At 38.5% G+C, this 13,278-nt stretch carries 14 protein-coding genes; 9 read left to right on the top strand and 5 right to left on the bottom strand.

The genetic code is table 11. The annotated features are described in order from the left end of the window. The first annotated feature begins 11 nt into the window (after positions 1-11). A complete protein-coding gene (locus tag ACIQXF_RS04570) occupies positions 12-1,577 on the top strand; it encodes a flotillin lipid rafts scaffold protein FloT (RefSeq protein ID WP_402779629.1) in 1,566 nt (521 codons plus the stop codon). Between the two features lie 50 nt (positions 1,578-1,627). On the opposite strand, the gene ACIQXF_RS04565 is transcribed toward ACIQXF_RS04570, so the two are convergent. Continuing rightward, positions 1,628-2,179 (bottom strand): GNAT family N-acetyltransferase, encoded by a 552-nt coding sequence (locus ACIQXF_RS04565; protein WP_402779627.1) that lies wholly within the window; start codon positions 2,177-2,179, stop codon positions 1,628-1,630. Positions 2,180-2,195: 16 nt separating this feature from the next. Beyond that, positions 2,196-3,020 carry a methyl-accepting chemotaxis protein gene (locus ACIQXF_RS04560; protein ID WP_402779625.1) on the bottom strand — a complete coding sequence of 275 codons (825 nt, stop codon included), beginning with the start codon at positions 3,018-3,020 and terminating at the stop codon, positions 2,196-2,198. Positions 3,021-3,326: 306 nt separating this feature from the next. Between ACIQXF_RS04560 and ACIQXF_RS04555 the strand changes: the two genes are divergently transcribed. Beyond that, the gene (locus tag ACIQXF_RS04555) at positions 3,327-4,538 is read left to right on the top strand and encodes an MFS transporter (RefSeq protein ID WP_402779623.1); all 1,212 of its coding nucleotides are present in this window, start codon (positions 3,327-3,329) and stop codon (positions 4,536-4,538) included. A gap of 79 nt (positions 4,539-4,617) precedes the next feature. Continuing rightward, positions 4,618-5,265 carry a peptidylprolyl isomerase gene (locus ACIQXF_RS04550; protein ID WP_402779621.1) on the top strand — a complete coding sequence of 216 codons (648 nt, stop codon included), beginning with the start codon at positions 4,618-4,620 and terminating at the stop codon, positions 5,263-5,265. 190 nt (positions 5,266-5,455) lie between these two features. Here the strand turns inward: ACIQXF_RS04550 and ACIQXF_RS04545 are convergent, their stop codons facing one another. From ACIQXF_RS04545 to ACIQXF_RS04535, 3 genes are all read right to left on the bottom strand, one after another. Continuing rightward, entirely contained in the window at positions 5,456-5,785 is a 330-nt protein-coding gene (locus tag ACIQXF_RS04545) for a BRCT domain-containing protein (protein WP_402779619.1), read from the bottom strand. Between the two features lie 153 nt (positions 5,786-5,938). After that, entirely contained in the window at positions 5,939-6,721 is a 783-nt protein-coding gene (locus tag ACIQXF_RS04540) for an enoyl-ACP reductase FabI (RefSeq protein ID WP_402779617.1), read from the bottom strand. Positions 6,722-7,033: 312 nt separating this feature from the next. Continuing rightward, on the bottom strand, positions 7,034-7,282 hold the full coding sequence (locus tag ACIQXF_RS04535; RefSeq protein ID WP_402779615.1) for a ferredoxin: 249 nt from the start codon (positions 7,280-7,282) through the stop codon (positions 7,034-7,036). Positions 7,283-7,389: 107 nt separating this feature from the next. Here ACIQXF_RS04535 and ACIQXF_RS04530 point away from each other — a divergent pair, with 107 nt between their 5' ends. The 6 genes from ACIQXF_RS04530 to ACIQXF_RS04505 all read left to right on the top strand — a co-directional run. After that, entirely contained in the window at positions 7,390-8,418 is a 1,029-nt protein-coding gene (locus tag ACIQXF_RS04530) for a YpbB family protein (protein WP_402779613.1), read from the top strand. Next, positions 8,419-9,858 carry a RecQ family ATP-dependent DNA helicase gene (locus ACIQXF_RS04525; RefSeq protein ID WP_402779611.1) on the top strand — a complete coding sequence of 480 codons (1,440 nt, stop codon included), beginning with the start codon at positions 8,419-8,421 and terminating at the stop codon, positions 9,856-9,858. 309 nt (positions 9,859-10,167) lie between these two features. Beyond that, complete coding sequence (locus ACIQXF_RS04520) at positions 10,168-10,851, top strand: LysM peptidoglycan-binding domain-containing protein (RefSeq protein ID WP_402779609.1); 684 nt, start codon at positions 10,168-10,170, stop codon at positions 10,849-10,851. A gap of 159 nt (positions 10,852-11,010) precedes the next feature. After that, complete coding sequence (locus ACIQXF_RS04515) at positions 11,011-11,766, top strand: metallophosphoesterase (protein WP_402779607.1); 756 nt, start codon at positions 11,011-11,013, stop codon at positions 11,764-11,766. Positions 11,767-11,879: 113 nt separating this feature from the next. Beyond that, the gene (locus tag ACIQXF_RS04510) at positions 11,880-12,845 is read left to right on the top strand and encodes a YpdA family putative bacillithiol disulfide reductase (protein WP_402779605.1); all 966 of its coding nucleotides are present in this window, start codon (positions 11,880-11,882) and stop codon (positions 12,843-12,845) included. A gap of 143 nt (positions 12,846-12,988) precedes the next feature. Next, positions 12,989-13,278 (top strand): hypothetical protein (locus ACIQXF_RS04505; RefSeq protein WP_402779603.1); only part of this gene is annotated, 290 nt, incomplete at its 3' end.

Raw genomic sequence — 13,278 nt, 5'->3', positions numbered from 1 at the left:
GAGGTACTTATATGCCAATGGAGATTTTAATTGTTATCGGGATTGTAGCTTTTATTTTAATCGCACTTGTGGCACTTTATGTGACAAAATATCGTACAGCGGGTCCTGATGAAGCGCTGATTGTGACAGGTAGCTATCTTGGCTCAAAAAATGTACATAAGGATGAGTCAGGAAATCGTATTAAAATTATTCGTGGAGGCGGTACATTCGTCTTCCCAATTTTCCAGCAAGCACAGCCATTAAGCCTATTGTCTAGTAAGTTGGATGTGACAACACCTGAAGTATATACAGAACAAGGTGTTCCTGTTATGGCTGATGGAACAGCCATCATTAAAATTGGTGGTTCAATTTCTGAAATTGCGACGGCGGCAGAGCAGTTTTTAGGGAAGCACAAGGAGGAGCGTGAAAATGAGGCACGTGAAGTGTTAGAAGGTCATTTACGCTCAATCTTAGGATCAATGACGGTGGAGGAAATTTATAAAAATCGTGACAAGTTCTCTCAGGAAGTTCAACGTGTTGCCTCTCAGGACTTGGCGAAGATGGGTCTAACAATCGTGTCCTTTACAATTAAAGATGTACGCGATAAAAATGGCTACTTAGAATCTCTTGGTAAGCCACGTATTGCACAGGTTAAACGTGATGCAGATATTGCTACTGCAGATGCTGATAAAGAGACACGTATTAAGCGTGCTGAAGCTTCAAAAGAGGCACAAAAGGCGGAGCTTGAACGGGCAACAGAAATTGCAGAAGCAGAAAAAGAAAATCAATTAAAGGTGGCTGAATTCCGCCGCGAGCAAGATATTGCAAAAGCTCGTGCAGACCAAGCATATGAGCTAGAAACGGCGCGTGCTAAACAAGAAGTAACGGAACAAGAAATGCAAATCCGTATTATTGAGCGTCAAAAGCAAATTGAATTAGAAGAAAAAGAGATTTTACGTCGTGAGAAGCAATACGATTCAGAAGTGAAGAAAAAGGCTGACGCTGATCGTTACGCTGTCGAACAAAATGCAGCTGCGGAAAAAATGCGTGAGCTTGCGCAGGCGGATGCAGAGAAATATCGTATTGAATCATTGGCGAAAGCGGAAGCGGAGAAAATTCGCTTGGACGGTCTTGCGAAAGCGGATGCTGAGCGTGCAAAAGGGGAAACAGATGCAGAAATTATTCGTCTTCGTGGTTTAGCAGAAGCCGAGGCAAAACGTAAAATTGCCGAAGCCTTTGAATATTATGGTCAAGCAGCTGTCCTTGATATGGTTGTACGTATGATGCCAGAATATGCAAAAGAGCTAGCGAGCCCACTTGGTAATATCGATAAGATTACAGTTGTCGATACTGGTGGTGGTGAAGGAAGCGGTGGTGCCAATAAAGTAACAGCCTACGCAACGAATTTAATGTCAACTCTACAAGAATCATTGAAGGAAACTTCAGGCATTGACGTTAAGGAACTAATTGAAAGCTATGCAGGGAAGCATACATTGCGTCCTGAGCTAGAGCAAATAGCTGCAGGCTTAGAGAAAAAGCAAGCACCGGTTGTAGCCGATGACAAGCAAGAAGAGATTAAAGAAACAGTTGAACAATAAGAAAAATAGAGACCTGATGACAACAATCATCAGGTCTCTAACTGCTTTTTTCAGTTCTCGCTTTGTTGTTTCCACTCGCTAGCAAGCATACCGTAAACAACATGGTCTACATAATGATCGTAAAGCCATTCTGCTGCACGAATCGTCCCTTCGTTTATAAAGCCTAGTCGCTCAGGGATGGCACGGCTTTTTGAATTGCCCACAGCGGCACGAATTTCAACTTTATTGAGCTGTAGCTCTACAAAGGCATATTGTAATAATGCCTCTACAGTTTTTGACATAATACCATGTCCTTGAGCTCCTTCACTGAGCCAATAACCAATAGCAGCAACTTTATTGCTATGATTGATAGTATTAAAGCCAGCGATGCCTACTATTTCATCCCGAAAAATGATAACAAGAGAGAGGCTGCTATTTGCTTCGTGACCTTTTATACAGCCTTCTATATATGCTGTTGTATCGGCTACTTCCTTTGTAAAATCCAGCCACGGTAACCATTCGCGTAAATATGTTCGTGATGCATCTGTTAAGGCAAAAACAGCATTTGCATCTTCTAGTGCGACAGTACGTAACGATAATTCTTGATTGATGTTAATTTGCAATGGTTTTCACCTCTATTTATTTTAAGGCATCGTGCATAAAGCCCTTCATTTCACGACTTAAAACTGTTAACTCTTCAATAATTTCACTGAAATCTTGAACGAGCTGTGCCTGTTCGTTCGTTGCGTCGTTGATTTGCCCCATATTTTGTTTAAGATTATCAAGATTTCTATTAATATTTCGTAACGATGCTTCTATATTTTCAGTGGCGCTCGATGTTTCGAAGGAGAGTTTTCTAACCTCCTGTGCAACGATGTTAAAGCCAGCGCCATGTTGACCCGCACGAGCCGCCTCAATGGATGCATTTAAGCCAAGTAAATTCGTTTGACGAGAGATGCTTTTTATTAAATCTGTTACTTCATTTGTTTTCTCTGAATCTTCAAGAGCGTGCTGCGCTTGTTTGTTAATTTCCTCACTTGTAGCGGCTAATTCCTCTGAATGTGAGGCAATTGTATGTACTTTATCTTGTAGACTGTTCACAATGTTATCCATTGTACTCATATAATCTTCGAGTTTAAGCTCATTGTCGATGGGTAATCCAAATGCAAGAGCACCTATAACTTTACCATTTTCACGAATGGGGAATGAAAAAGCATTGATGGCAACCCCATACACATCCTCTGGTATAACGACATCGGCATTTTGACCATTAAAGGCAATGAAAACATTTTGGTCATTGGCATTCACTTTTTCTCCATTTTGATAGCCTGAATCAACTCGTTTGCCAGCTAAATATTTTACAACTGTTTCACTTTCTTTCTCGATAACAGCTACAATTGCTTCTTCTTTTAATGCAAGGTGGATATACGGTACTGAAAGAGCTAAAGCTTCAATAATTTTCATAGAAATTCCTCCAAGTCTGTGCAACGAAGATAGTCTAGTCATCAGAGCTCATTTTGACAATGATTGCTAGATGATTACTTTCACTGTAGCACAATAATTGCCAACTCAAAATAGAAAAAAATAAATTTTTTGAAGAAAAACGAGCCGAAGTTTTTAGAGTATTCATTGCAAATTTGTCAAATAATATTTAACGCAAAAAATAAAAACAGAGATAATTTTGTCTATTTTTTGACAATTTATCGTGTTTTTTGAAGAATAGTGTATTAGAATAATAGTAGTATTGAACGTACGTTAGGAGAGAGAGAAATGGACTTTATTCAAAAGGGGACTAAGACGTTTCGGAAAGCAAACTGGGCTTTATTCTTAGCAGGCTTTATTACCTTTGCCAACTTATATATCACACAGCCACTTCTGCCAACGTTTGCAAAGGAATTTCATGTATCACCAGCAGTTGCAAGTTTATCGTTATCTGTGACAACCTTTGCCCTATCCATCAGTATGATTATTGTTGGCTCATTATCAGAGGCTTGGGGAAGGAAATCATTAATGACGATGTCTATTTTTGCGGCATCTATTCTTACGCTTGCACTTGCCTTTTCTCCTAATTTTGAAACGATATTAGTGTTACGTGTACTACAGGGAGTTGTATTTGCAGGCTTGCCAGCAATTGCAATGGCTTATTTAGGGGAGGAGATTGATCCGTCTAGTTTAGGCATTGCCATGGGTTTATACATAAGCGGTAATTCGGTAGGAGGTCTTAGTGGACGAGTCATTATCGGAACGTTAACGGATCATTATAATTGGCAGGTGGGTATGCTTGTACTTGGCGTAATCAGTCTAATTATTAGTGTGTTATTTGTCTGGATGCTACCAAACTCCAAGCACTTCACAGCACGTCCTTTACAAATAAAAGCATTGACGAAATCCCTTCTACAACATTTAAAAGATCCTTCCATGCTTTGTCTTTTTGGTATTAGCTTTGTATTAATGGGAAGCTTTGTGACGCTTTATAACTATATTGGTTTTAAATTAATGGCACCCCCTTATAATTTAAGTGCCACAATTGTAGGTTGGATTTTTGTCATCTATTTGGTTGGTACTTTTAGCTCTGCTTGGTTCGGTAGTTTAGCTGATCAATATGGCCGCCAAAAAATGTTGTTATTGTCCATTGCTATTATGTTTACAGGGGCAATTCTTACTATAAATGGGCTACTTAGTTTGAAAATTATTGGGATTACAACATTTACATTTGGCTTCTTCGCTGCGCACTCGATTGCAAGTGGCTGGGTAAGTAAACGTGCCACTCATGATAAAGCACAAGCATCTTCTCTCTATTTATTTTTCTATTATTTCGGCTCTAGTGTTGGTGGAACAGTAGGGGGTATATTCTGGATGCATTACGGGTGGGTAGGCGTTGTTGCGATGATCGCCATATTTTTAATCATTGCATGTTTACTATCATTTTTGTTAAAAGGGATTATTGGAAAACAAAGCGTAGCAACGGGTCATTTGCTTTAAAGCATAAATAATAATTTGTCGTAATCTATTTGATAGTTTTATAATAGATAGATCGTTGATAAAGAGGAGTTGAAAGAATATGTTCGCGCGTTATAAAGGATTTTATGTCTTGTTTGCGCTGCTGACGATAGCCTTTGTTTTAACTGGCTGTGGAGCAGCTAAAGAAAGTGAACAATCAGAAACTGTTGATTATTCATCTAAAGTGAAGGAAAACCCAATTGTAACAATTACGATGAACAATGAAGAAAAAATCGTCATTGAATTAGAGCCCTCAACAGCGCCGAATACGGTTGCTAATTTTATTTCTCTAGTTAAAAAAGGGTTTTATGATGGTCTGATTTTTCATCGAGTTATCCCTGATTTTATGATTCAGGGTGGTGATCCTTCTGGTAATGGTACGGGTGGACCAGATTATTCGATAGAAGGAGAGTTTTCTTCAAATGGTTTTAAAAATGACTTAAAGCATGAACGCGGTGTCATTTCAATGGCTCGTTCAAATAATCCGAACTCTGCGGGATCACAGTTTTTCATTATGGTAGAAGCAGTGCCAGATCTTGATGGCCAATATGCTGCTTTCGGGAAAGTCATCGAAGGGATGGAAACAGTAGATGCTATTGTTGCTGCTGAACGAGATGGTGCCAATAAACCATTAAAAGATCAGCAAATGAAAAAGGTGGAAGTGGATACAAAGGGCTTTGATTATCCAGCACCAAAGGTACAAAAATAATAGATGTGACAAATTGAAACTGGACAACCTTATGGAGCTCCGTGTTAACAAATTATGTTCGCATTTAGGTGCTTTACGATGAATCGTGTCTTAAGTAAATGCGCTTTTTCATCAAAAGGTATGTGAAGAAAGTTGTTTTGCATACCTTTTTAGATGAAATGAGTGTAGATGTGAGACTGCCCAGACGATGTTAAGTATTATGCTGCATAGAAATAAGCCAAATAAAATCATCTTCCACAATAATTTGAATGTCCAGGCCGAGACTAATCAACTGCTCAGCTTTTAATTGTTTTGTACTGATTCCACGACGATTCTTCCCAAGAATAACGAAATCGGTCTCCTTTGTCACAGCCCCTTGTATAATCCCTCCACAAGCTCGCACTTTTTTCGCAGCTTCTGAACGTATCATAGTGGAAAGGGCTCCCGTAAAGACGATTTGTTTATTATAAAATGGATGCATCATGCATTCAGAGGGGTCAGAAAGGTAGATGACTTCAAAGTTGTCCTTATTTTTGTCCATATTGGTTCTCCTTGATTGGAAAGATTTCGAGATTAATGAATTCTAGAGGATTTCACTCCCAATCATCTCATTTTATCCAGCATCTATATTGTATGCAAATAAAGACAAAAGAAGCATGAAAGATCGATTATGATCTTCTATGCTTCTTTGTATTTAACCCATAATATTGTAGCCTGCGTCGATGTAAATTGTTTCGCCTGTAACACCGCGTGATAGGTGAGAAAGCATCACTATTGTCATATCTGCTACTTCGTCTTGCTGGACATTACGCTTTAATGGAGCTGTTTCTTCGATTTTGTGTAAAATTGTGTTGAAGGAAGGAACACCTTTTGCTGCAAGTGTACGAATTGCTCCTGCTGAAATTGCATTAACGCGAATATTATCTTGACCGATATCTGCAGCAAGATAGCGCATAGAAGCCTCTAGGGCAGCTTTCGCTACGCCCATTACATTGTAGCCATCTAGCACACGCTCTGCACCTAAATAACTCATTGTCACGATTGAACCGCCTTCAGTCATATAAGGATGTGCTGCTTTTGCTGCTGAGATAAGTGAGTAAGCACTAGTGTCTTGTGCAAATGCATAGCCGTCACGAGTTGTCTCTAAGAAGCGATTGTGTAAGTCTTCTGCATTGGCAAACGCTACGGAGTGTACAATACCATGAATAACGCCTACTTTTGCCCCGATTTCATCAAATGCTGCTTTTGTACTGTCGTCGCTATTAACGTCACATTGTACGATTAGCGAATCAGATTGTCCGATATTCTCTAATTGCTTTTGTAATTTTTTTAATGAACGCTCTTGACGGTATGTGAAAATAACATTTGCACCTACATCAAATAAACGTTTTGCGATGCCCCATGCAATACTACGATCGTTTGCCACACCCATAACGACAATATTCTTATCTTTTAATTGTAATAAATTATCCATCATCTATAAGAACCCCTTTATGAAATAATATCTGTTATTAGTACCAACTACTAAAATCTTATCATACATAAAAAATGGTTGCAATAACATAGGTGCAAAAAAATTGTATCTCTACTTAGCTAGTGGCGAATCCAATAGATGTTCTTATTATTTTATTGGCTTTGCGCTCTGTACAGTTATCCTAAAGTAATTTTTTGTTCAAAAAGCGCCCGAATGGTGAAGACTTATAATGGTGAAGGGGAACGAGGTTGCAGAAAAATATATAAAAAGGCATCCGATTTAGGATGCCTTTAGAGATACGCTTGGAGTATTAAATTATTCGAACTTTAATGAGTCGCCATCAAAAGATTCGTCTGCTACTTTGATTGAGTCAGTTGGGCAGCCTTCGAAAGCGTCTTGCATGTCTTCTAATAGATCTTCTGGAACTTCAGCTGTTCCCATGTTATCATCTAAAATAACGAAGGCAATACCTTCATCATCATAATCATAAATATCTGGTGCTGCGGCTCCGCATGCGCCACAAGCGATGCATGTATCTTTATCAACTATTGTGTATTTAGCCATTTTCTTTCTCTCCTTTTACGATGTTCCTATTAAGCTTCATACTCATTTTAAAGATGTTTATCTTACATTTCAACATAAATACTATTATATTGGAGGAATTTGCGTCTATGTTTCATCAAATTTTATTGCAAATCTTTCAAAAACTCAATAACGAACGTACCATTTCTGCTGCCTATCATGTATTAAAAGGAAAGCGCTCAGGTCAGACTATTCAAGACATTGGGCTATTTCAGTTACATAATTATTTCGGGCTATTACCTAAGCTACCACGGAAGACATTTGATGAGGCTGTATCTTTATTTGTGCAATATAGTTGGTTAAATTTGCAGGAATCTGGTCATTATTCCATGAAAAAGCTAGGTTTACAACGAGCAGAGCAAACGCCTGCTTTTTTATTTGACGGGTGGCACTATAGAGGAAATGAGCATATGTTTTTTGCAAGACTGTCCTTAATCGTGCAAAGTCTATCTTATCAAAGAGCTGAAGTTCGTACATTTTCTCCAATTAGTAGGGATATAAATGTTCAGTCGTGGGTTCGAACATTTTTACTTGATCATAGCTATCAAAATGGTCAAATACAGCAGCAATTATTAGAGGAGTTTGAAGCCGTGCTTGCTGTGTTGCCTTTATCTGATGCAAATAAGCAGCTTGTTCTTTATCGCTTAAGTGGCTTTGGTTTACCGGGGTGGACATGGCAACAGCTTGCTAGTGAGCGTAAGGAAACGGTTTTAGATTGTCAATTGGCTTATATAGAATTGCTACACACATTATTAAATGAAATACATCAGACAAACGAATTTTCGTTACTTGGTAAAATAGCCGAGGGGATTAGAGTTAAGGCATTACTAACCGATTCAACCCAGCAAACAGCCCATCTATATGAGCAGGGGTATTCAATTGAGCAGATTGTGCAAATTAGAAGGCTAAAACAAAGTACAATAGAGGACCATTTTGTAGAATTAGCCATGTATGAACCGAACTTTTCAATTGGTCCATTCGTCTCTTATGAAGAAGCGGAAAAAATTTGGCAGGCATCAAAACACTATCAAACCAAAAAATTAAAGACATTGCATGAAGTGGTGGAAGGTATGAGTTATTTCCAATTAAGACTTGTCCTAGCGAAAGGAGAAGTTTAAATGGAGCTTGAACAAACTTTGGAAAAGCATTTTGGTTATAAGGCATTTCGTCCTGGTCAAAAAGAGGTCATTGAAGCCATTCTTAAAGGAAGAGATGTAATTGCTTTATTGCCAACAGGCATGGGGAAGTCACTTTGTTATCAATTACCAGGGTATATCCTAGAGAAGCCAGTATTAATAGTTTCACCATTGCTTTCGTTAATGCAGGATCAGGTGGAGGAGTTAAAACGCTTTGGCGAAAAAAGAGTAGTTGCTTTAAATTCATTTTTAACTGTCAATGAAAAACGATATGTATTACATTTTTTAGAGCAGTATCGTTTTATTTTTACGTCTCCAGAAATGCTATTACAACAGCAAGTTCAGGACAAGCTTTCACAAATGAAGTTAGGTCTTATCGTAGTAGATGAGGCACATTGTATTTCTCAGTGGGGCTTTGATTTTCGCCCTGATTATTTACGAATTGGCCAATGGTTTTCTCAAGAAAATCGTCCGCCTGTTTTAGCATTATCAGCAACTGCTACAGACAAGGTAATCCATGAGATACGTGAAACATTGTCGTTAGATACACCCTTTGAATTTATGTACAATGTGGACCGTCCGAATATTCATCTTGGGCGTATTGTTTTTGAGGATCGGGCAGATAAAGCTCAATGGATTATGCAACATATAAAAGTAACAGCTGGACCGGGCATTTTATATATGTCCTCTCGTAAGCGTGCAGAACAATATAGCGAAGCACTTATCCAGTCTGGTATACGCGCTGCAGCATATCATGCTGGCTATGGGGCAGAGGATCGGCAATTTATTCAACAGCAGTTTATAGATGGTGAACTAGATTGGATTGTGGCAACTAATGCTTTTGGAATGGGTATCAATAAGCCAGATATTCGTCAAGTCATTCATGAAACGATGCCTGCTAATGTAGCTAATTACATGCAGGAAATTGGTCGTGCAGGCAGGGATGGTCATTCAGCGCTCGCAATTTTACTTTATAGTGATGGTGACGAGGAATTTGCGAAATTTATCGTAACAGGTGATTTACCAACGTCTAGTCATGTCGATCGCTATCAGGAACTACTAGCTCAACAAATACACCCTTCGCAAATGCTAAAAAACGGAGAGCTGAGTGAGACCGCTTATCGTGTGCTTGATTACTGGCTACAGCAAGAAACTGAGGAACAAGTTAAAGCACGTCTAAATCATTTGGCACTGGAAAAATATCATGCTGTTGATGAAATGCTAAAAATTACCCAGACAAAAGACTGTATTCGCTCACAGCTAGTCGGGTATTTTGGGCAAAAATTGCAGAAAAAAGCAGAAAACTGTTGTGAAAATTGTGGAATCCTTTATGATGAAATCAATAAAGTACGCTTGAAGGAAGAGAAAAAAATAGAAATGATTCCATGGAAAAGTCGGTTAAAGCAACTTTTAATGGGTTAACTTTTTTAGTAGCGAAAGTGAAACGTCAGCTATGAATACGGGTTTATGACACTTTTCAGCAGGTATCCAAGCATCCGCTGAAATAAAGGAACCTAGGCTAAGATGTTCCTATCCTGTGGAAAGGCCAGAGTGTTCGACATTGTGCCGCTGACGCTTCGCTTTTGCGCAAAAAACATTTGTTGACCTAAAGGCTCCGGGCTCAATTATGCTGGGAGATAATTGGTACTGTAACTGACGGTCATTTACTTTTTTCGCAAAATTCGTCATAATAGAATGATAGAAAGCGTAGCAAGGTTGGGGGAAAGACGAATGAGTAAAGAAGATTATCGCGATAAAATCGAAGAACATCGTCAATCATTTGAAGAAGAACAAGAAGAACAACAAACGTTATCGAGAGCTTCAAGAATGAATAAAAATGGAAGTAATAATAAAAAGCCAAAAGAAACAAAACGTAAAACGCCATTAATGACGATTCTATTTGTTATTTTTATCCTAATTCCATTATCAATATTAATCTATTTTGTGAAATTCTATGAACCAGGTAAAACAATTGAGGAGGCAGAAAAAGCTTCTACGGATACAGTTTTAGAAATCGACAACTCAGGGGATAAGGCAAATGGATCTGCATCAACTGACAAAAATAAAAAAGACGATAAAGCAAACAAAGAAGCAATGGATCAGGCTAAAAAAGACGCTGAAAAATTAGCAGCTGATCAAAAAGCTGAAGAGGCTAGAAAAGCAGAAGAAGCCAAAAAAGCTGAGCAGGCTAGATTAGCACAGCAACGAGAACAAGCAGAGGCAGCAAGAAAAGCCGAAGCAGAAAAACAAGCTGCAACAGCAAGTACTCATACAGTGAAGGAAAATGAAAATCTATTTCGTATTGCATTAAATCATTACGGTGATGGAAGTGAAGCAACGTTAGCAAAAATTCGTGCAGCTAATGGGATGAGTTCTAATACTGTAATGGTTGGGCAAGTTATTAAACTACCATAAGGAAAGAGTGTGTCATTCTTTGGCAATGATGTTTTTCTAGTATAAAATAATGGACAAGCGTTAACACCAAATAAGGTTGAGGCGTACGTCTGATTTAGTAAAAAGGCGATTCTTCATTAAACGAATCGTCTTTTTGCTTTCGTAAGGAGAAGTGAAGGAATGATTTATATTGGACTATTCGTTTTAGTAGTCATCGCGTTCCTACTCTATATGTGGAAGGTGGCACATGAAGACAATGTCTTACAACATCAACTGCTATTAAAGGGTGCACCGGAAAAGGTTCGACTATTTTTTATTTCGGATACACATCTACGCAAAATTAATCGCCGGATGATTGAGCAATTAGATGGACATTTTGATGCTGTAATTATTGGTGGAGATTTTGCCGATGGACGCACCCCTATCGAACGTATTCATGATAATTTGAAACTATTGACCTCATTAGGGCCAACTTATTTTGTATGGGGCAACAATGACAGGGAAGTGGGAGAAGAACGACTAAAAGGCATTTTACAGGAGCATGGTGTTCAAATAATAGTCAATGATGCTATTCTTTTACCGAAAAAAAATCGCTTTTGGCTAAGCGCTATCGAGGATACTACGATAAAGGAATATAGCTTTGATAAAGCATTTGCAAAAGTAGGAAAAAATGATTTAGTTGTCTTTATTGCACATAATCCTGGTGTTTTCGCAAAAGTTCGAGCAAAATTTCGAGCAGATTTAATGATGGGTGGACATTTGCACGGAGGTCAAATTAGAATTGGCCCATATGGTATGCATCCGAATGGTTCTTATCGAGAGCGTGAGGGTGTAATGACGTTGGTTAGTAATGGCTATGGTACGACATTACTCCCTTTACGCTTTGGTGCAAAACCACAATGTCATATTATTGACATTGAAATTTCAGGTAAATAAACAACCAAAACTAAATAGAAGGCGTATAATAAAAATTAATCGTATATTTTTTAATTGCGTGAAAGCAAAGGATTGGTCGTTTAGCCAATCGAATTTGATAGGAGTGTCAAAAAATGCAGCAAGCAGATGCAATTATTGTTGGAGGAGGCCCTTGTGGTTTAGCAGCAGCAATAGCCTTGCAAAATATTGGATTACAACCAATTGTGATTGAAAAAGGAAATATTGTAAATGCGATTTACAATTACCCTACGCATCAAACTTTTTTTAGTACGAGTGAACGTTTAGCGATCGGTGATGTGCCTTTTATTATTGAAGGACGTAAGCCAAAGCGCAATCAAGCATTAGTCTATTATCGAGAAGTTGTGCGTTTGAAAAATATTCAAGTGAACCGCTTCGAGAAAGTAAATAGTGTTGTGAAAAATGGAGCATTATTTACCGTAAAAACTGATAAAGAGGTTTATGAAACACCTTATGTTGTGATAGCAACAGGCTACTATGATCATCCTAATTACGTAAATGTTCCAGGTGAACAATTACCGAAAGTCTTCCATTATTTTAAAGAGGGACATGAATTTTTTGATACGGATGTTCTTGTTATTGGTGGGAAAAATTCAGCAGTGGATGCGGCGTTAGAGTTGAATAAGGCTGGGGCTCGCGTCACTGTTGTCTATCGAGGTAATGAATATTCACCTAGCATCAAGCCATGGGTTTTACCTGAGTTTGAAGGCTTAGTACGCAATGAGGAAGTTAAGATGCATTTTAATACAAATGTGTTAGAAATTCGAGAACACGAGGTCGTTGTAGAAATTGATGGTCGCGAAGAAGTTTTAAAAAATGATTTTGTTTTTGCAATGACTGGTTATCATCCGGATCATTCATTTATTCGAGCAATGGGTGTGTCCATTGACGATGAAACAGGTCGTCCTTTCGTTACACCGGAGACTATGGAAACAAATGTAGAGGGGCTGTTCATTGCTGGAGTTCTTGCAGCAGGAAATAATGCCAATGAAATCTTTATTGAAAATGGCCGTTTCCATGGTGACTGTATTGCAAAGACAATTGTAGCAAGAAAAAAATAACTATAAAAGCTGTATAGGCATGTGAGCTTATACAGCTTTTTTAAAGTGAAGAAAGGTCGAAGTGACGGATAGAAACTAGAATGTGACGGATAGTAAGATCGAAGTGACGGATAGAATCGAGAATATGACAGATAGAAAGGCGAATGACGGATAGAATCGACAAAATGATGAATAGAATTGCAAAAGCGACGGATAGAATCGCAAAAGTGGCGGATAGACCGGACAAAGTAACGGATAGCACGTCAAAAGTGGCGAAAGAAAAGCAAGCGACGGAAAGAATGGTCGAAGTGACGGAAAGAAGAATCAAAGCGACGGATAGAAACGTCAAAGTGATGGATAGCACGTCAAAAGTGGCGAAAGAAAAGCAAGCGACGGAAAGAATGGTCGAAGTGACGGAAAGAAGAATCAAAGCGACGGATAGAAACGTCAAAGT

Origin of the sequence: Lysinibacillus sp. NPDC097231 (genome assembly GCF_044761885.1) — a bacterium.
GTDB lineage: Bacteria > Bacillota > Bacilli > Bacillales_A > Planococcaceae > Lysinibacillus.
The sequence above is the reverse complement of the archived record's forward strand: the minus strand, read 5'-3'. Positions and strand labels throughout refer to the sequence as shown.